This window comes from Alcanivorax sp. (genome assembly GCF_017794965.1).
GTDB lineage: Bacteria > Pseudomonadota > Gammaproteobacteria > Pseudomonadales > Alcanivoracaceae > Alcanivorax.
Genome location: NZ_CP051240.1, coordinates 1683979 through 1701811 on the forward strand (window position 1 = coordinate 1683979; position 17833 = coordinate 1701811).

Annotated in this window: 18 protein-coding genes; 17 read left to right on the plus strand and 1 reads right to left on the minus strand. The window is 57.5% G+C overall.

Features of this window, described 5'->3' with window-relative positions:
• Positions 1 to 6: 6 nt before the first annotated feature.
• The 14 genes from HF945_RS07525 (at position 7) to HF945_RS07590 (ending at position 11966) form a co-directional block, all read left to right on the plus strand.
• Positions 7 to 867, plus strand: a complete 861-nt coding sequence (locus HF945_RS07525) for a protein-glutamate O-methyltransferase CheR (RefSeq protein WP_290525126.1) — start codon at positions 7 to 9, stop codon at positions 865 to 867.
• A 20-nt stretch (positions 868 to 887) separates the two neighbouring features.
• A complete protein-coding gene (locus HF945_RS07530; protein WP_290525127.1) occupies positions 888 to 1370 on the plus strand; it encodes a response regulator in 483 nt (160 codons plus the stop codon).
• A gap of 32 nt (positions 1371 to 1402) precedes the next feature.
• A complete protein-coding gene (locus HF945_RS07535) occupies positions 1403 to 1951 on the plus strand; it encodes a chemotaxis protein CheB (protein WP_290525128.1) in 549 nt (182 codons plus the stop codon).
• A 4-nt stretch (positions 1952 to 1955) separates the two neighbouring features.
• Positions 1956 to 3092 (plus strand): response regulator, encoded by a 1137-nt coding sequence (locus tag HF945_RS07540; RefSeq protein ID WP_290525129.1) that lies wholly within the window; start codon positions 1956 to 1958, stop codon positions 3090 to 3092.
• A gap of 2 nt (positions 3093 to 3094) precedes the next feature.
• Positions 3095 to 4597 carry a type II secretion system ATPase GspE gene (gene gspE, locus HF945_RS07545; protein ID WP_290525130.1) on the plus strand — a complete coding sequence of 501 codons (1503 nt, stop codon included), beginning with the start codon at positions 3095 to 3097 and terminating at the stop codon, positions 4595 to 4597.
• A gap of 14 nt (positions 4598 to 4611) precedes the next feature.
• Positions 4612 to 5832: a type II secretion system inner membrane protein GspF gene (gspF, locus tag HF945_RS07550; RefSeq protein WP_290525131.1), complete on the plus strand. Its 1221-nt coding sequence runs from the start codon at positions 4612 to 4614 to the stop codon at positions 5830 to 5832.
• A gap of 2 nt (positions 5833 to 5834) precedes the next feature.
• Positions 5835 to 6269 carry a type II secretion system major pseudopilin GspG gene (gene gspG / locus HF945_RS07555; protein WP_290525132.1) on the plus strand — a complete coding sequence of 145 codons (435 nt, stop codon included), beginning with the start codon at positions 5835 to 5837 and terminating at the stop codon, positions 6267 to 6269.
• A gap of 2 nt (positions 6270 to 6271) precedes the next feature.
• On the plus strand, positions 6272 to 6931 hold the full coding sequence (locus HF945_RS07560; RefSeq protein WP_290525133.1) for a prepilin-type N-terminal cleavage/methylation domain-containing protein: 660 nt from the start codon (positions 6272 to 6274) through the stop codon (positions 6929 to 6931).
• The gene (gene gspI / locus HF945_RS07565) at positions 6928 to 7314 is read left to right on the plus strand and encodes a type II secretion system minor pseudopilin GspI (RefSeq protein ID WP_290525134.1); all 387 of its coding nucleotides are present in this window, start codon (positions 6928 to 6930) and stop codon (positions 7312 to 7314) included. Before HF945_RS07560 ends, gspI begins: the two co-directional genes overlap by 4 nt.
• The gene (gene gspJ, locus HF945_RS07570) at positions 7311 to 7946 is read left to right on the plus strand and encodes a type II secretion system minor pseudopilin GspJ (RefSeq protein WP_290525135.1); all 636 of its coding nucleotides are present in this window, start codon (positions 7311 to 7313) and stop codon (positions 7944 to 7946) included. The genes gspI and gspJ overlap by 4 nt, the downstream gene beginning before the upstream one ends.
• Positions 7947 to 7972: 26 nt before the next feature.
• Positions 7973 to 8983, plus strand: a complete 1011-nt coding sequence (gene gspK / locus HF945_RS07575) for a type II secretion system minor pseudopilin GspK (protein ID WP_290525136.1) — start codon at positions 7973 to 7975, stop codon at positions 8981 to 8983.
• A gap of 42 nt (positions 8984 to 9025) precedes the next feature.
• Complete coding sequence (gspL, locus tag HF945_RS07580) at positions 9026 to 10168, plus strand: type II secretion system protein GspL (protein ID WP_290525137.1); 1143 nt, start codon at positions 9026 to 9028, stop codon at positions 10166 to 10168.
• On the plus strand, positions 10165 to 10674 hold the full coding sequence (locus tag HF945_RS07585; protein ID WP_290525138.1) for a type II secretion system protein M: 510 nt from the start codon (positions 10165 to 10167) through the stop codon (positions 10672 to 10674). The genes gspL and HF945_RS07585 overlap by 4 nt, the downstream gene beginning before the upstream one ends.
• Positions 10675 to 10772: 98 nt before the next feature.
• Positions 10773 to 11966 (plus strand): hypothetical protein, encoded by a 1194-nt coding sequence (locus tag HF945_RS07590; protein ID WP_290525139.1) that lies wholly within the window; start codon positions 10773 to 10775, stop codon positions 11964 to 11966.
• A gap of 297 nt (positions 11967 to 12263) precedes the next feature.
• On the opposite strand, the gene HF945_RS07595 is transcribed toward HF945_RS07590, so the two are convergent.
• The gene (locus tag HF945_RS07595) at positions 12264 to 14021 is read right to left on the minus strand and encodes a CocE/NonD family hydrolase (protein WP_290525140.1); all 1758 of its coding nucleotides are present in this window, start codon (positions 14019 to 14021) and stop codon (positions 12264 to 12266) included.
• A gap of 47 nt (positions 14022 to 14068) precedes the next feature.
• On the opposite strand from HF945_RS07595, the gene HF945_RS07600 reads away from it, so the two are divergent.
• The 3 genes from HF945_RS07600 (at position 14069) to HF945_RS07610 (ending at position 17707) form a co-directional block, all read left to right on the plus strand.
• On the plus strand, positions 14069 to 14821 hold the full coding sequence (locus tag HF945_RS07600; RefSeq protein ID WP_290525141.1) for a DUF1461 domain-containing protein: 753 nt from the start codon (positions 14069 to 14071) through the stop codon (positions 14819 to 14821).
• Positions 14818 to 16818, plus strand: coding sequence for a PEP-utilizing enzyme (locus HF945_RS07605; RefSeq protein ID WP_290525142.1), 2001 nt, complete (start codon positions 14818 to 14820; stop codon positions 16816 to 16818). Before HF945_RS07600 ends, HF945_RS07605 begins: the two co-directional genes overlap by 4 nt.
• Positions 16819 to 16894: 76 nt before the next feature.
• On the plus strand, positions 16895 to 17707 hold the full coding sequence (locus tag HF945_RS07610) for a DUF2189 domain-containing protein (RefSeq protein WP_290525143.1): 813 nt from the start codon (positions 16895 to 16897) through the stop codon (positions 17705 to 17707).
• Positions 17708 to 17833 lie beyond the last annotated feature (126 nt).

Here is a 17833-nt window from a genome sequence, read left to right on the forward strand (position 1 = left end):
AGGTGAATGGCGGAGTCATTTCCGATTGATGATGATGAGATCGATGTGGAAGACATCGAGATCCGCTTGCTGTTGGAAGCGATTTTCCAGATGTACGGCTATGATTTCCGCTCCTACAGCAAGGCCTCCATCCGGCGAAGGATCATGCACCGCCTGGGCATGTCCAACTTTGCCAGCATCATGGAGATGACAGACAAGGTCCTCAGAGATCGCCGCTTTTTTGTGACCCTGCTCAACGACCTGACGGTGAACGTGACCGAGATGTACCGGGACCCGGAGTTCTACCGTGCGTTCCGTGAAGATGTGGTTCCCGTCCTCAAGACCTATCCATTCATCAAGATTTGGCATGCCGGGTGCTCCACCGGAGAAGAAATCTACTCCATGGCCATTCTTCTGGAAGAGGAGGGGTTGTACGATCGTGCAATGATTTATGCGACGGACATTGACAAGAATGTTCTCGCTGCAGCCAAGAAAGGCATTTACTCCATCGAAGCAGTGAAGCAATACGGCGACAATTACCGGCGGGCAGGCGGGAGGCACTCCCTATCTGACTATTTTACGGCCCGTTATGACAGCGTCATCATGGACCAGCGGCTCAAACGCAATATAGTGTTTGCGGATCATGATCTGGCCACGGACCAGGTATTTGGCGAGATGCACGTGATTCTCTGTCGCAATGTACTGATCTATTTTGACCGGGCACTGCAGGAACGCGTGATACGGCTATTTGTCGACAGTCTGGATATGGGGGGGTACCTCTGTCTTGGTACCAAGGAAAGTTTGAAGTTTACTGGCCAGGAAGAGGCCTTTGACATGATTAACCCGTCGCTGAGAATCTTCAGAAAGCGACAGATTCGACACTCCTGACGATTGATTAGAGAATTTTGATGATTGAGCAGAAGCTGCTGTTAGTCGACGATCAACCCGCGAATCTGGTTTCCCTTGAGGCGGTACTGGAAGGGGAGGGGCGTACCCTGATCAAGGCTCATTCTGGCCAGGAAGCACTGAAGGTGCTGCTCAAGGAAGACATTGCACTGGTATTGCTGGATGTGCAGATGCCGGGCATGGATGGCTTTGAAGTGGCTGAGCTGATGCGTCAGCGAAAAGATACCCAGACCATACCGATTATTTTTGTTACCGCCATCAGCAAGGAAAAGAAATACGTCTTCAAGGGTTATCAGGCGGGGGCGGTGGATTATCTTTTCAAACCCCTGGATCCGCTGATCCTGAAAAGCAAGGTGGATTTCTTCCTCGGGCTGGATCGTCAACGTCGCGAATTGCAGGAAAAGCTCAAGCAGGCACAAGCACACCGCGCTGCCTATGAAGCCGGTAAAGCAGGCCGTGACGGAGGTGAAGGCAGTAATTCGTGAGGGAAAACATGGGGCCAGTGAAGGCTGTTGTCATGGGAGCATCCTGGGGAGGGCTGAATGCCTATACCCAGATACTGGCGGCACTGCCAGCAGACTTCCCGGCGGCAGTGCTACTGGTCCAGCACCAACATGCCAGTTCAGAGAACCGGCTGCCCTGGTTGCTTGGCAGGTATTGCTCTCTCCCGGTGATCGCACCGGATGACAAGGAGCCCATTCTTGGCGGCCATGTCTATGTGGCTCCGCCGGGCTACCATATGCTGGTAGATCAGGGCGAAACAGTGGCATTCTCTGTCGCTCGGCCTGTACATTATTCACGGCCGTCGGTAGATGAACTTTTTTATTCTGCTGGCGTGGTTTATGGCGACCGTCTGGCCGCCGTGATTCTCACAGGGGCCAATGAAGATGGTGCCGCAGGAATGGAATATATCCATCGGCGCGGAGGCTTTACCATCGCTCAGTCTCCGGTCAGTTCAGAAGCACCCACGATGCCCGAAGCGGCAATAAAAACAGGTGCAATTTCAAAGGTCCTCGATCTGGAACAGATCGGTCCTTATTTGGCGGAAAGGTTGCAGGGTAGTTAATGCAATGAAGCAGAATATTCTGGTTGTGGATGACCATAGGGAAAACCTGATAGCGCTAGAAGCAATTCTGGAAGGGGATAGCCGTAATCTGGTCATGGCCCAGTCCGGTAATGAAGCCCTGAATCTTGCGCTCAAGCATGATTTTGCTCTGGCACTGCTGGATGTGCAGATGCCGGACATGGATGGTTTTGAAGTCGCAGAGCTGATGCGACAGAACAAGAAGACCCGCAATATCCCCATCATCTTCGTCACCGCTATTTCCAAGGAACAGAAATACGTGTTCCGGGGCTATGAGTGCGGGGCAGTGGATTACCTGTTCAAGCCCATTGACCAGAAAATCCTCGAAGCCAAGGTCAACGTTTTTCTTGAACTGGATATGCAACGCCGAAAGTTGCAGAAGGCTGTCGTCCAGATGAAGCGCCTCAAGGACGAAAACGAACGTCTTCTGCATGCTCTCGGCGAGGCCCTGGTGGGCGCCAATGCCCGGGGGCAGATTACTTTCTGTAACGAAGCGGCTTGCGCCTTGATCAATCGTGACCGTGACAGCCTGGTGGGCCAGGATATCTCTGCCTTGTTGTTCAATGATGATGCGGGCAAGCAACGCTGGCAGTGGAAGGACAATCCTCTGCGTCTTGCCTGCGAAAAAGGGGAAGGGTGGAAGAACGAACACTCCCTCTATGCAGATGATGGCAACGGTCTGGTCTCCCTAGCATTGCGTGCCAATGCTATCAACGATGACAACGGCGACTTTACCGGCGTCATTGTGGTGGTTCGGCAGGCTGAGGATGAGAACGACGTTCGGGACAGTCGCAAAGACCATCGCCGCCACCCACGCAAGAAATTGTTCCGGGAAATGGTGGTGTTCGATCGCAGCACCGGTGGTAATGTGGGCCGCCTGATGAATTTGAGCCCGGATGGTTTCAAGCTGTTTGCCCGTCGAGATATCAAACCCGGTGAACAGCTCCATCTGGGCATGGTGCTCCCTGACCAGATTGCCGGCGTTAACACAATCAGCTTTGATGCGAAGTCCGTCTGGTGTGAGAATCTGGACGCCCCCGGGGAATTTCAGGCCGGATTCCAGTTTGTGGACCTGAACCCGGTGACCCGGCAAGTGATTGAGAACCTGATGGACAAGTATTGAACATGACGGATCACGCGCAACACAATGAAGAACAAGCCCTGGCGCCGTATTTGTTGCCCTACGGCTTTGCCCGTCGCTTTGGCGTACTGCTGCGTGAACGTGAAGGCAGCCGGGAGCTTTGCTACCGGGATGATTTGCCGGTATCCGCCCTGAGTGAGGTGCAGCGGAAGATTGGCACCTTGCCAAAACTGGTAGCCATGGACGATGCCGGGTTTACCGCCGCCATGGCACTGGCCTATGAGCAGCAGCGGGGGGCCGCCGCTGAAGCCGCCGATGATCTTGAAGGCCTGGATCTGGCCAGCCTGGCCGATTCTCTGCCGGAAACCTCAGACTTGTTGGAGCAAGAGGATGATGCGCCCATCATTCGTCTGATTAACGCGCTGCTCCAGGAAGCTATTCGTGAGGATGCCTCTGATATCCACATTGAAACCTTCGAGCGCAAACTGGTAGTGCGTCTGCGCGTGGATGGGGTTCTCAGGGAGGTTCTTGCACCGAAACGGGAGCTGGCCCCCTTGCTGGTATCCCGAATCAAGGTAATGGCCCGCCTGGATATTGCCGAAAAACGGATTCCCCAGGATGGCCGTATTTCCCTGCGTATTGGCGGGCGGGATGTGGACGTGCGGGTTTCCACCATGCCGTCCAGTAACGGTGAGCGGGTAGTGCTGCGTCTGCTGGACAAGCAGGCAGGGCGCCTGGACCTTGCCCACCTGGGTATGGAAGAGCAGAACGACAAATTGATGCGTGAGCTGATCAGCAAGCCCCACGGCATCATTCTGGTCACCGGGCCTACTGGTTCGGGGAAGACCACCACACTGTATGCGTCGCTGACCGAGCTCAACGACAGTTCCCGCAATATTCTCACGGTGGAAGACCCCATCGAATACCAGCTGGAGGGTATTGGCCAGACCCAGGTAAACAGCAAGGTGGACATGACCTTTGCCCGAGGTCTGCGTGCCATCTTGCGCCAGGATCCTGATGTGGTAATGGTGGGTGAGATCCGCGATCTGGAAACCGCGGAAATTGCGGTTCAGGCCTCTCTGACCGGGCACCTGGTTCTGTCCACCCTGCATACCAACACCGCCGTTGGGGCGGTGACCCGTCTTCAGGATATGGGGATTGAGCCTTTCCTGCTGTCCAGCTCCTTGCTTGGGGCCCTGGCACAGCGTCTGGTGCGGGTTCTGTGTGATGATTGCAAAACGCCTTATCAAGCCTCTGCCAGTGAATTACGCATGATGGGCCTGCCTGAAGACCAGTCTCATACCCTGTATCACCCCAATGGTTGCGAACATTGTAATAACCAGGGGTACCGGGGCCGTACCGGTATCTACGAGCTGGTGTTGATTGATGAAACCATGCGGCAGCTGATTCACGATCAGGCAGGGGAACTGGCGCTTACCCGTCATGCCCGCAGCCTGACCGGCAGCATTCGTGAAGATGGCTGGCGCAAGGTACTGGCAGGTCACACCAGTGTGGAAGAAGTGCTGCGCGTAACCCGCGAAGACTGACGGGACAACTCCTTATGCCAGCTTTTGAGTATCGCTCCCTCGACCACAAGGGCAAGATCCGCAAGGGAACCCTGGAGGCTGACAGTGCCCGGCTGGTGCGCCAGCAGCTCCGCGACAAGGGCTGGGTGCCCATCGAGGTGAATGAAACCCGGGATACCGATACGGAAGGCGGTATCCGGCTGTTTTCTGCTTCAGGCAAGCTGAAGGGCGCTGAACAGGCCCTGGTGACCCGTCAGCTTGCCACACTGCTCAAATCCGGCTTGCCGGTGGAGCAGGCGCTTTCTGCGGTAGCCAAGCAGGCGGCCAACGACCGCATCGAACGGATCATGCTTGCCGTTCGCGCCAAGGTCCGTGAGGGCTACAGTCTGGCGAAAAGCTTCGAATCCTTTCCCCGAGCCTTCCCGGAGATGTACCGGGCGACGGTCTCTGCCGGCGAACAGAGCGGACACCTGGAGCAGGTTCTGGAGCAATTGGCGGATTATCTCGAGACCCGCCACGATACCGGCCGCTCGGTGGCCCAGGCGATGATATACCCGGTGTTCATCATGGTGTTTGCCTCGGTTGTGATCGGGCTGATGATGACCTTCGTGGTGCCCAAACTGGTGGAGGTCTTTGAAGGTGGCAGTCAGGAATTGCCACTGTTGACCCGAATCGTCATGGTGCTCAGTGATTTCACCCGGGACTGGGGCTGGTTGGTGGTACTGGTGGTTATTCTGGCGATTATTGCCTTTGGCCGTGCCATGCAGGTTCCGATGTTCCGCATGAGGGTGCACCGCCGCCTGGCTGCAATGCCCCTGGTGGGCACCATGTTGCGCGCTTCCGACAGTGCGCGGTTGGCCAGTACACTGGGCATTCTTGGCCGTTCAGGGGTCCCCTTGGTGGATGCCCTGTTTATTGCGGCACAGGTGGTAGGCAACCTGGCCATTCGCGATGCGGTGAAGCATGCTGCGGTGAAAGTTCGCGAAGGCGGCAATCTCAGTCGTGCCCTGGATGCCAGCGGCTATTTTCCCCCCATGCTGGTACAGATGATTGCCAGTGGCGAGGCCAGTGGCGAACTTGATCACATGCTGACTCGGGCGGCGGACTATCAGGAACGGGAACTCACCAGCACGGTCAATACCATGGTGGGCCTGCTTGGCCCGATCATGCTGCTGGTGATGGCGGGAATCGTGGTTTTAATCGTGCTTTCGGTGATGATGCCGATCATGCAAATGAACAACATGTTAGGTGGATAACAATGAAGACCCTGAAACATCGCAAGGCTATGACAGGTTTTACCCTGCTGGAAATCATGGTGGTGGTTGCCATTATTGGCCTGCTGGCCGCGGTGATCGTTCCCAATGTGATCGGCCAGGGCGAAGCGGCCAAGGTGGACCTCACCAAGGCCAACATGGGCAAAATTGTTCAACAGCTGGACCTGTACAAGTTCAATAACGGCAGCTACCCGACCACCGAAGAGGGGCTCAATGGGCTGGTTGAGCGTCCCGCCTCCGCCACCAAGTGGCCTGATGGTGGCTATTTGCCGAAGGTTCCCCAGGACCCGTGGAACAATGACTACATCTATCTGAGCCCGGGTGTGGATGGCCCCTTCGATCTCCTTTCCCTGGGCGCAGATGGTGCTGAAGGCGGTGAGGGCAGCGACGCCGACATCAACTGGCGTGACGTCCAGTAATCATGCCTTTCCGGCTCCGTCAGGCAGGCTTCACACTGCTGGAAATTCTGGTGGTGGTAATGCTGATCGGCCTGCTCACTGCGGTGATTGCCAGTCAGGGTAACTGGACGCTCAGTGAGGACGGGCTGGACGAGGAGGCCGCACGGCTTTATGACACCCTGGAGCTGCTCAACGAGCGAAGTCTGTTTTCGGGTCAACTATTGGCCTTGCGGCTGAAAAGCAATGGCTGGGTCCCTCTGGCCTATGATCGCAATGAGCGTGACTTTCTTCCCATTGACGATGCTTCCCTCAAATCCCGCGCATTGGCAGCCAATCTGTCACTGGAATGGCAGGTGGATTCGCTGGAGGGTGATCAGGTTTCCCTGTCCGATGTGGCCGAGAATCTGGTCAAGAAAGACGTGATGGCTGCACCAGAAGGGCTCAGTGATCAAGCCGATGAGGACGGAAGTGAAACCCGCAGCGAGGATGAACGAGACGACCCCTTGCCCCAGGTATTCTTCTTTCCCAGTGGCGAAGTCACCCCCGTGACCCTGTCCATGCTCTCCAATGATGATCTGGATCGCTTTCAGCGTTGGCAGATCAGTGCCCTGGGGCAGGTGTCTGACCCGGACAACGCTGACCAGGAAGACAACGAGGGCAGTGTCTTCGAGGAGGCGCGGTGAACGGGCTGCAACGTAACCGCGGCTTCACTCTTCTGGAGGTGCTGGTCGCTGTATCCGTGCTGGCTCTGGTGATGGTGACCCTGGGCCAGACCCTGGGCGCCAGTGCACGCGCCTATACCAATATCCACGATACCCATCTTGGCTTCCTGGTGGCCTCAGACAAGCTGGTGGAGATGCAGGTCTACCAGCAATGGCCTCCCACCGGGCAGTCTGATACCGAGGTGACCCGTAATGGGCGCGATTGGTGGGTGGAAACCATTGTGTCCGAAGGGCCTTACGGGGATACCCGTCGTGTGGATATCAACGTGGGGCCATTGCGGGGGGACGTCAAGGAAGGGCTTACCTATCACCTGGCCAGTCTGATCGGGAAACCGGCCTCATGAGTGTATTCCGCCGGGTTCACGGTTTTACGCTGCTGGAAATGCTGGTGACCATCGCCATTTTCGCCTTTATCTATGTGTGGGCGTCGTCTTTTCTCAGCAGTGCACTCAGTGGTCGGGAGCAGCTCACCGAACGCGCCGACAAGATGGAGCGCAGCCAGCGGGCCATGACGTTCCTGACCCTGGACTTCGAGCAATTGGTCAGCCGTCCGGTGCGGGATCCTTACGGTGACCCGCAGCCTGCCATTGTCGGGCGGGACAACTACGTGGAATTTACCCGCCTGGGTTGGTCCAACCCCTTTGGCTTGCGCAAACGCAGTGAGATGCAGCGGGTTATCTATACCCTGGAAAACGGAGACCTTTACCGTCGTTACTGGCCGGTCCTCGATACCACCGTGGCCACCCGCTATCAGCAGGATGTGCTGTTGGAAAATGTGGCCCGCTTCACTGTGCGCTATCTGGATCTTACTCCGCAGGGGGACTGGCAATGGCTTGAGTTATGGCCTGACGCTGCCCTCGCTGCTCAGCCTGTCTGGTCGCAACGCCTGCCCAAGAGCATCGAGATAGAGATCGAACTGGACAACGGCGACATCATTCATCGTTTCTATCGCACGGTGGTGAACCCGTGGGCATAAGGAGAATCCGTGGCAAGCAAGGGGGAATGGCGTTGATTATCGTGCTGATGCTGTTTGCCATCCTTTCTGTTCTGATGACAGAGATCCAGTTCAGACAGAACCGCTTCCTCAAGCGGGCAGACAACCTGCTGCAATGGGACAAGCGCCACCAATACGCCATGGCGGCGGAGGTAGTCGCCCAGCAAGGTCTCATTGATGACCTACAAGATGACATTAAAAACAACGCACAACTTGATGATTGTGTTGAAGAACAGTGGGCGGTTCAGTTGCCACCTACGCCCTATGAAGACGCCTTTCTGAGCGCCAGTGTTCAGGACCTTCAGGGGCGATACAACCTCAACTGGCTAATCTCGCCAGAGGCCGAAGGCTTTGTTCGCCAACCTGACAGAATCAGGGAGCTGGAACAGCTACTGACGGAGATATTACCGGATCAGAGCAATCCGGGGCGTCTCGCCTATGAAATGGCCGATTGGCTGGACAGCAACAACATTGTCGATGATGCACAGGGGGCTGAAGACCCCGAGTACCGCGACCGACGCACCCCGAACATGCCGGCGGCCCACGAAAGTGAGCTGCGCGCACTGCTGGGGTTTCAGGCCACTGACATGCCGGAAGACCCCATGAGCTGGGGACTGCTGACGGCATTGCCGCCGGGCACCACCCTAAATGTCAATACCGCGCCGCAACAGGTGCTCAATGCTGTGGTAGGCTCATTGGCTGGGCAGGAAGGGGTACAGGCGATTATGGATACTCGCAAAGAAGAGCCCATTTCCGATATCGGAACGCTGCTGGCCATGCCAGCCTTTTCCGAACTTGAAGAAGAGGATCAGGATCTTCTTCGCAGCCGCCTTGGGGTGGGCAGTGAGTATTTCCAGGTGATGGTGGATGTGGAAGTGGATGGCCAGCTCAGCCGTCTGGTAACCCGTTTATTCCGTGGGGGAGGCGAGGGCGAGTCCACTGCCGTGATCAGTCGCCAGGTCAGCCCGTTGCTGACACCCCTCGAGCCAGCCTGTAATCCTTTCTACAAGGTGGAATAACGGCTATTGTGGCCAACAATAACGAATGAAGGATCGGATTCAGTGTCTCAAGCTCCATTGATCTATCTCTACGACATTGATGCGCTGCCCCTGACCGCATCCAGTCAGGTGCTATACCAGGCGGATGCAGGGGAATCAGTGGCTTCCCTGAGCCTTCAGGAAGCCTGTGCGGCTGCGAGTGAATCAGGCTCTCTGCGAGTGGTGTTGTGTGCCGCCATGGTGCGCCTTACGCAGGTGTCACTGAGTCGCAAGCAGGCCCGTCATCTGGATCGGGTGATGCCCTATCTGCTGGAAGAGCATCTGCTGGACGCCCCGGAAACACTGTTTTTTTCGACCCGCAAGGGCGACGGTGAGGAGTATCTTGTTACCGCACTGGACCAGGGCCTGCTAGCCTCTCTCCGCCATATCGCCACCGAGGCAGGGGCCCACCTGCAGTCGGTTGAAGTCGATATCGAATGTCTTGCCAGCAACCTTCCTGTTGTTATCAATCTCCCCGATGATCGGTGTCTGGTTGCCAGCGGGCGTGACGCCTATCTGGTGGTGGATCATAGCGAGCGGGATGCTCTCGCTCCCCTGTTCGGGGTGTCGCTGCTGGATGCCATGGAGATTGATGCCGACAACAGCCTGTTTGAACTGCTGCGTCAGCACCCCGGCCAACAGTTGCTCACCGGTGCCCATGCTCCCCGCAAGAAACAGGGTGAGCCGGGGCTGCTGGCTGAATGGCGTCCACTGCTGATACTGGCAGCATCTGTGCTGGTGCTGGCCGTAATCGGGCTGCGTGTTCAGGAGTGGCGGTATAATCAGGCGGCCCAGGCCGCTCTGGCCGATGCCAAAGGGCAATACGAGCAACTTTTCCCGGGCGACAAGGCTACGTCGGCACTGATTCGCCAGTTTCAGGGGCGTCTGGCACGGTTGTCTTCCGGTGGCGGAGGCAGCGGCGGGGCCTTTTTCCCCATGTTGGTGCCGGTGGCTGAGGTGCTGAAGAAAAGCGAAGTGGAGCCCAAGCGGCTGCAATATGACCAGCGACAGAACAGTCTGCTGCTGGATGTGGGGGCCAAGGATTACGCACAGCTTGAAGCCTTACAGAACGCCTTGCGAAAACAAGGGGCCAAGGCGTCCATCGCCAATTACCGCAATGCCGCTCAGGGCGTGAATGCCAGAATCAAAGTGGAGCAGCCAGGATGAGTCGTGCCAGCTATCAAAAACAGATTCAGCAGCGGCTGGCACCGGTGGTGGAGTGGTATCAGACCAGAGAACCCCGTGAGCAGAAGGTTCTTCAGTTACTGGCCGCCGTCTTTGTTGCGGTACTGATTTACTGGCTGGTGTGGGCGCCATCGGTCAATGCCCGCAATCAGGCGGTACAGCGCTATGTGTCGAACATGCAGACCCTTGAGTGGATTTCCACCAACGCAGCGGCGGTGAAGGCGGCGTCACGGGGTAAAACGAGCTCCTTGCCGCGCAACTGGGTGGGGGAAGTGAGCCGGAGCGCCAATGCTTTCGGCCTGACGCTGAAGAACTTTACACCGGACGGCAATACCTCGGTGCGGATTCAAATGGAAGAACAGCCAGCAGGGCAAAGTATTCTCTGGCTACAATCCCTTCAGGAAAAAGGGGTGCAAATCACCAATCTGGAAATGACACCCGGTGATAAATCAGGGACAGCCACCGTTCGTGCTACCTTGCAACAATAATGACAACAAACAACATCCTGTCTTTTTTAACACTGTTGCTGTTGAGCGCCGGCAGCACTGCGCAATGCCTGTTTGATCCCCTTGATCAAGGCAAAGTCATGCAATTGTCGGCCTCCCAGCTCGATGCTGCCAGGGGGCTGCCCCTGGCAGACCTGTCGCTGATGCGGGTGGAGCAGGGGATGCTGGTACCGGTGGCCTACCAGTTCGACGAGATGTCTGATCACGAGATGGTCTGGTTCGAAGAATCAGGCTTTGATCGTCTTGGCGAGCCCAACGTGCTGGACGGCGAGGATCGGCTGCTGGCCATGCTCACCGATGCCGGCCCGAAAAAACCGGCAACACTCACACCTGCAGAAGGCAAAGTCCTCGCCGAACTGGAAGTGGCCAATGAGTGCCACTTCTATCTGGTGAAGGGCAACCGCCAGCGCAGCAAGAATTATTATGTGTCCCATGACACCGCTACTGGGCAAACCCGCACGGCCCTATACCAACTGGATGTGGATCCAGACAACGAGCTCAACTGGCGATACCTGGGCTATCGCACCTACCAGGGTAACGGTTCCATCATCGATACCCTGAAGATGCGCATGAGCGCAGGAGTGCTGTCCAGATTCACCCGCATGACCCTGGACAATCATAACCTTCGTCCCCAGATGGTGGGCCACCGGGTCGGTCCTATCCGGTCAGTCATGCATCTTCGTACCCGGGTGGTTCTGGCGGGAATTCCGGTCATGACCATTCAGGTTCAGGCCATGCGCTATGCCGCCCACTACGAAGCTCATACCTATGCCAAGGTACCCGAGCTTTACCGCGCCACGCTGAAGGAACCGGAAGTCTCCGTTACTGTGGACGGCAACAACCAGCAAGGCGCCACTGTCTACACCCATAATTTCGCCACTGACCCTGTAACCGTCAACGGTGTGCCGGATGATGCATCTTTCGCCGGACAGCCCATCAGCATGGCCGAGAACTGGATACTGTTTGACAGCAACAAGGACTTTACTCTGCTCACTGAGCTCACGGTCCCCCCGGCATTGATGTCGGTGCCGCTACAGCTGATATATGAGGATGATCGTGAGCGGGTAGTGGAACCGGAACAGTTCCAAGGCCAGTTGCCGAATCTTGGCTATATGCTCAAGGGGTGGCCGGAGCAACGAGAGTTGCGTTTTACCGTAAGCCTGTACTTCGATAGTGGTATGCGCGGCTTCCCGGCAGACCGCTACGCCGATGAGAGGGCCCGGGACGTGAAAATCCAGGTCCACCCCTACAGACTGCGCCCTGAGAATACCTGACGAGCTCAGCGTGTCCTGAACCTTCAGCTGTGACGGGGGATTCCCTTTCCAGGACGAAAGCGCCGCAGATGTCAGCTTGAGGGCGCTTCCCTTCGGATCTTCCTGGCAGCCTTTCACTGGTTGTTTCGCATTCGTTAAAGAGCGGGGCGAGGTACACGCTTCACAAATGAGTGACTGCCTACCTTGTGAGCCTGGTAAGGCCCAGGCTAAGAGACGGTCTGCGTCAGTATTATTATGAGGCTTACCGGGACTGGGCGCTGCCGTTAATTCGGCAGCGCAGCGTGGAAGGCCATCAGATCAGAACGGCCGTTCCGGGGCCAGAGCCACATCCTCTTCCCGGGCAAGCGGCAACCACACATTGCCTTTCACCGTGGCATTACGCGCCAGAAAGGCAGAATTGAGCGGGAACTGGGCCGTGTAGCCATAAACCACCACACCCACCCGGTCGCCCGGCTTCAGGGGCTGACTGACAGCGGCCAATTCCTGGCGATGGATCCCTTTTTCAGTGATCGGCGTCAGCTGCTCGCTGGCAACCCGCACACGGCGGCGGTTGGCATGTTGCACGCCAATACCCACAAACATGGGCATGCTGTCGCCACTGCTTGAGCCGGCGATACGCAGGTCAATGCGGGGCTTGCCCAACAAGAGCTCATCGTCCCCACGGGCGATGTAAAGCGGAATAAACTTGGGGCGTCCAAATCCACCATCCGGCTCCAGATCCCGCAGATCAGCACCGGGCCACATGGCTCGTAGCATGTCCGTCCCCGCATCCACAGGCACCATCAACCATTCAAAGGCACCTGCCAGCGGCACCGTGACTTTCTCGCGAGGTACGGCGAACTGGTTAGCCGGTGGCAGTTCGTCATTGATGGCCAGACCGCGGTCTTCAGTGATATTCACACAATAGGGCGGCACCGTGGCTTCGGCCCCGCGCAGTTTCTCGTCCCACCAGCCGAGCACGGTGTCCACTGTCGTTTCCTTGTATTCGCCACAATGGACCATGTCATCGGTATGGAAAAACGGCAGCCCCCCACGCATTTTCTGTACCGGCCAGGGCATGGCGTGGCCGCTTTGCAGGCCGATCACCCGGGCATCCCGGCCCGCATTGCGCCAGCATTCATAGTTTTTCTCTGCTTCCTGAAAAGGGAAAATGGTGTCTGAAAAGCCCTGGATGAAGAGGGCGTCGGCATGGGGTGCCAATCCCTTGTCACAGAAACTGGCCGGGCTGCGCTCATACATCAGGGTAGACATATCCGAACTGATGGTGCCGTCGAATGCGCTGTTCCAGGGGGAGGCAAACATTTCGCCCACATCAAACCCGCTGGTAATGCCCCCGGCACTCAGCAGGACCGCGCCCCAGGCCGTCCGGAATTCACCATTGGGTGCAAGGCTGTTCAAGTCGTGCCAGCTGGCCAGCGGAACAATGGCTTTAAGCCTCGGCTCATTGAACGACGCAATACTCTGCAAGCCGCCGCCATAGGACTCACCAATCATGCCGATGGCCGGGCTGCCATCCTCCAGCCGCGAGATCCCGGGGAGGTGTGACAGAGACCAGTCGATCACATTACTGAGATCGGCCACCTCGAACTCCGGATCCATCATGTGAACTTTGCCCTGGGATTGGCCCCAGCCGCGCTGATCGTAGAATACGACCCAATAGCCGGCCTTCCAGGCAGCAATCGCGGCTTCACCGGTGAGCATGGCCTGACCGTAAATGGAAAGGGGCCGTTTTGCGCGGAAGCCGCCAAACCCGTGAGTAGCAATAATCAGCGGCGCGCTCTGTCCGGCTTGCAACTCGGGCTGATAGACCGTGGCAGCCAGTTTCTTGCCATCCCGGGTGAGAATGCGCACCTGAAAATAGTCTGCCTCCTGCGCAGCCGTGGTGAGCCGGGCGTCGGTGACCGGCAGCTGGGTGGTCGAACAACCGGTGAGTGCCAGGGAGGCAGACAGGATCAGTAGAGACAGAAGATGCAATACCGGATTGAACGATAAGGACGAAGACGGAGTATGTCGATTGACACAAATGATGCCACAGTTATTGGAGAGCGTTCGCATGACGCAACATCCTCTTTTATTATTCTGTTCGTATTCGAGGGGGTGAAATGACAAACACGGCAATCAAGCGCCAGCGTCCGGCCACTTTAGTGTGGTTTGCATATGCTGTCATCTCCGTATTGCTCGCTGTACTGACCAGTTGGGCCTTGTACAGCAAGGCTGATTATGGCTATCCGTTCTGGTACCAGCAGCTCGCCATTGGCGAGCATATACAGCAATACGGCCCACAGAATCGCTTTAAATCCGGACTTGAGCTATTGCCTCCCGAACAGCACTGGCAGGCGTTTGAGCAAATACGCGATGCGGTTCATGACCATGGCCAGGGCCTGGACACCATTCTTTACCAGCCACCGGGTTCCAGCCCCCGTAAACTGCTGCATGCTGCGGAGGTGCAACATCTTCAGGATGTGGCCGACCTGATTAACCGGGGCAGGGTGCTTTTCTGGGTTCTGCTGGCGCTCTGGCTTCCCGCTGCTTATGCGACCTGTCTGCTGGGCCGGCCTTCCGTGCGGCATCGCCTGCTGGTGTCTGTCATCGCCACGGGCGCTGTGTTAGCGTGGCTTGGCATTGCAGGTCCCACCGAGGTGTTTTACCAGTTTCATTTGTGGTTATTCCCGGCAGATCACCAATGGTTTTTCTATTGGCAGGACTCCCTGATGAGCACCCTGATGAAAGCGCCGATGCTGTTTGGGGGCATCGCTGTGGTCATTGCCGCGGGGGCACTGGCACTGCTGCCGGCCTTTTACTTCCTGGGCCTGTATACAGCGACGACACTACAACGATATAAGAAACATTCATGAGCATAGAAGTACTGACGGCAGACGAGCAGGGCACCGAGAACCTGCAACGCTGGGCCGCGATGGGGCTGCCTGTGCCTCCCAGCTGGCGCCTGCACCGTGATGATGTGCTGGAACTGGACACCGAAGAGCTTGTTCAGAAATTGCGCGCGTTGCCTCGCATGTTTGGTGAAGACCGCTACTGGGTTCTTCAACAGGGCCCAATGAACCCGGCCTCCTGCCGTGAAAGCTTGCTGAATCTGGATTCTGATAACGCCTTGGCGGCAGCCTTGCAGACCATATTTCGCCGCGAGCAGGCCCCCAATCAACTGATCATTCAGGCGTTGCCCCGGCAGTGTGCCGCGGGAGTGCTGTTTACCCGACATCCGTTACGGCAAGATCTTCCGCATTTGGTGGTGGAAGGGGTGGCCGATGGCAACAGCGAACGCCAACGGATTATCTTTGATGACCAGGGACGCCTGGTTCATGCCAGTCATGCCAGTCACTCATTGGCCGACTCCGTGGGGCATGACCAGATTCTCGCCCTTCATCAACTCCTGAAGACAAATTTTGACCGCCCCCAGGCGGGTGAATGGGTGTATGACGGCGACCAATTGTGGCTGCTGCAAACACTCCCCGTGGGTTCCTTGCCTGCACCCAGGGAAGCCTGGACCCGGCGTGCCGGCACGGGCCTGTTTGTGCAGGCAGAAAGCCCGCTGTGGTACACCCTGGCCGCGCGTTGGTTCAAATCGTCGTTCTGGGAGCCGCTGGTTGCCAGGCATGGCTGGGACAAGCTGAACAAGGTGGAGCCCTACCGGCGCCAGCACAGCCACATCTATACCAACTGTGCCTACTTCATGGCCCTGCAGGACAGTCACCCGGGCACGTTCCGTCGAGTGCCGCCCGCCTGGCAACGGCTGCAGCCCGCTGAACATGTGCCTCCCTACAGCAAGCTGCAGCACGCACGGGATGCCATGGCGCTGTCTCGCATTGCCCAGGAAATCCGTGGCTGGAAAACACCACAGGCTACTCAGGAAGGCCTCTGGCACAGCTTCATGCACCTGGACGGGCTGGGCGAGCGCCTTAGCAAGATCGAAGGGCGGTTGTCCTATCTGGTGGTGCCGGACGAGCTAAACTGCGAGCAGGCACCACTACCACTTCAGGCCCTTACCACCGGCACTGAGCTTGACTTGATTCTGGACCTGGCCGCCGGCAGCACCACACTTGCAGAGCAGTCTCCGCTGCGCCCCGGCAGCGATCCGGTCCATGCCGGCCTCACCGAAAAGCCAGCCCAGGCGGGCAGTCTGCGTGCCGCGCCACGTCAGCGTCGTGAGCTGGCCGGCAACAGGGAGGTGAGCGCGCCGGTGGCGCTGCTTCGCCAGGCGCGGGCGTTGCGCATAGCTCTGGGCAACCGGTTCAGGGTTCTGCTACGCGATATGGGCGCGCTGGTCGTCAATGATGGGCTATTGCAGCATCCTGACGATATCTATTTCCTGTATTTCGATGAGCTCTGGCAGCTGTGGATGGGCCTGCGTTTGCCAGCCAGCGCCAGCCACGATGTGATTGCTGATCGTAAGCTGCGTTATCTGGATGACAGCCTGCAAGGGGCCCCGGACTGGAAGATGGACCAGATCGGCTATGGCTTTGGTGGGGGGCAGCGTGTCAGCCCGTTGTTACGCGGTCAGTCGCTGGTCAGTGGCAACGCGGAAGGCCCCATACGGCGGGTCTGCAGCGCCTGGACCCTGAACCGGATCACTCCCGGGGACATTGTGATAGTAGACCAGGTGGACCCGTCCTGGTTGCCCTGGCTGCTGCAGGCGGGCGGCATCGTGATCAGTGAGCAGGATCCTTCCAACGGCGCTGCCAGCCTGGCGGTGGAGTTCGGTATTCCCGCCATCTGGGCGGCCAGCGATGTGATGCACGGCGTGCAGGACGATCGCCAGGCCGTACTGGACGCAGGGCAGGGCACGCTGGAAGTTCTCCCTGTTGTTGAAGATGAAGACGGGGACGCAGGCTCCTAGGCCGGAGCTGTTACAATGATGGGCGAAAAGCTGATCTGGATCAGTGTGTCGTTTGCTGGCTGGGCGAGAATGCATCATGGACGAGAAACCCCCACGCACCAAGGCTAACGGGCTGCCGGAAGATACCCGCCCGTTTGTCGCTCCCTGTCGGCCCATTTCCAGCACGGCCCCCCTGCGCTGGTTGCAAAAGGGGTGGCATGATTTCCGCGCGGCCCCTCGTGTGAGCCTGATCTATGGCGTGATCATGGTCGTCCTGAGCTATCTCATCACCGCCGCCGCTTGGGCATTTGGCAATATGGGGCTCTATCTGTCGCTGATATCCGGTTTTGTCTTCCTGGGGCCCATTCTTGCCCTGAATCTCTATGGCATCAGTATTCAATTGCAGCAGGGCAAAACCCCGTCATTGCGGGTCAGCCTCAATCAGGTAAAGGCCTGTATCGGGGATGCACTGACATTCACGGTGATCATGGTGGTGGTGTTTCTGGTCTGGGCCCGTGCCGCCAACCTGATCTACATCTTTTACCCGGTGAATGAGTGGCGAATGGAGGATATGTTGCTGTTCTTTGGAGTGGGCAGCAGTGTGGGAGCCTTGTTCTGTGCCATTGTCTTTACTGCCAGTGCCTTCTCGCTGCCCATGATCATGGACCGCGAAACTGACATGGTTACTGGCGTCATCACCAGTGCCAATGCGGTGTTGCGAAACAAGATGGCGTTGTTTGTCTGGGCCTGCCTGATCGGCATCTCCCTGCTGATAGGCCTCCTCACTGCCTACCTGGGGCTGGTGATATTGCTACCTGTCCTTGGCTTTGCCACCTGGCATGCCTATCGGGAATCCATCGACGCGTCGGAGTGGGATGGGCGGTTCGAGTTGCCACCGGAAGACAGTTAACAGTGAATAGTTAACAGTGCGCGTGAGCGCTCTGGTTGTTTCCTAAACGCAAGAGGCCGCGTCCATCTTCCGGGCGCGGCCTCTTGCGTTTCAGATCAATACAATGCGCTTGCGCGCACTGTTCAC

Excerpts from the sequence above, each read along its gene's own strand:
- gspK (WP_290525136.1), top strand. The coding sequence starts at position 7,973 with ATGGCGTTGATTATCGTGCTGATGCTGTTTGCCATCCTTTCTGTTCTG.
- HF945_RS07610 (WP_290525143.1), top strand. The coding sequence starts at position 16,895 with ATGGACGAGAAACCCCCACGCACCAAGGCTAACGGGCTGCCGGAAGAT.
- HF945_RS07560 (WP_290525133.1), top strand. The coding sequence starts at position 6,272 with ATGCCTTTCCGGCTCCGTCAGGCAGGCTTCACACTGCTGGAAATTCTG.
- HF945_RS07585 (WP_290525138.1), top strand. The coding sequence starts at position 10,165 with ATGAGTCGTGCCAGCTATCAAAAACAGATTCAGCAGCGGCTGGCACCG.
- gspE (WP_290525130.1), top strand. The coding sequence starts at position 3,095 with ATGACGGATCACGCGCAACACAATGAAGAACAAGCCCTGGCGCCGTAT.
- HF945_RS07540 (WP_290525129.1), top strand. The coding sequence starts at position 1,956 with ATGAAGCAGAATATTCTGGTTGTGGATGACCATAGGGAAAACCTGATA.
- gspG (WP_290525132.1), top strand. The coding sequence starts at position 5,835 with ATGAAGACCCTGAAACATCGCAAGGCTATGACAGGTTTTACCCTGCTG.
- HF945_RS07595 (WP_290525140.1), bottom strand. The coding sequence starts at position 14,021 with ATGCGAACGCTCTCCAATAACTGTGGCATCATTTGTGTCAATCGACAT.
- HF945_RS07590 (WP_290525139.1), top strand. The coding sequence starts at position 10,773 with ATGCAATTGTCGGCCTCCCAGCTCGATGCTGCCAGGGGGCTGCCCCTG.
- HF945_RS07600 (WP_290525141.1), top strand. The coding sequence starts at position 14,069 with ATGACAAACACGGCAATCAAGCGCCAGCGTCCGGCCACTTTAGTGTGG.
- HF945_RS07530 (WP_290525127.1), top strand. The coding sequence starts at position 888 with ATGATTGAGCAGAAGCTGCTGTTAGTCGACGATCAACCCGCGAATCTG.
- HF945_RS07605 (WP_290525142.1), top strand. The coding sequence starts at position 14,818 with ATGAGCATAGAAGTACTGACGGCAGACGAGCAGGGCACCGAGAACCTG.
- gspF (WP_290525131.1), top strand. The coding sequence starts at position 4,612 with ATGCCAGCTTTTGAGTATCGCTCCCTCGACCACAAGGGCAAGATCCGC.
- HF945_RS07535 (WP_290525128.1), top strand. The coding sequence starts at position 1,403 with ATGGGAGCATCCTGGGGAGGGCTGAATGCCTATACCCAGATACTGGCG.
- HF945_RS07525 (WP_290525126.1), top strand. The coding sequence starts at position 7 with ATGGCGGAGTCATTTCCGATTGATGATGATGAGATCGATGTGGAAGAC.
- gspJ (WP_290525135.1), top strand. The coding sequence starts at position 7,311 with ATGAGTGTATTCCGCCGGGTTCACGGTTTTACGCTGCTGGAAATGCTG.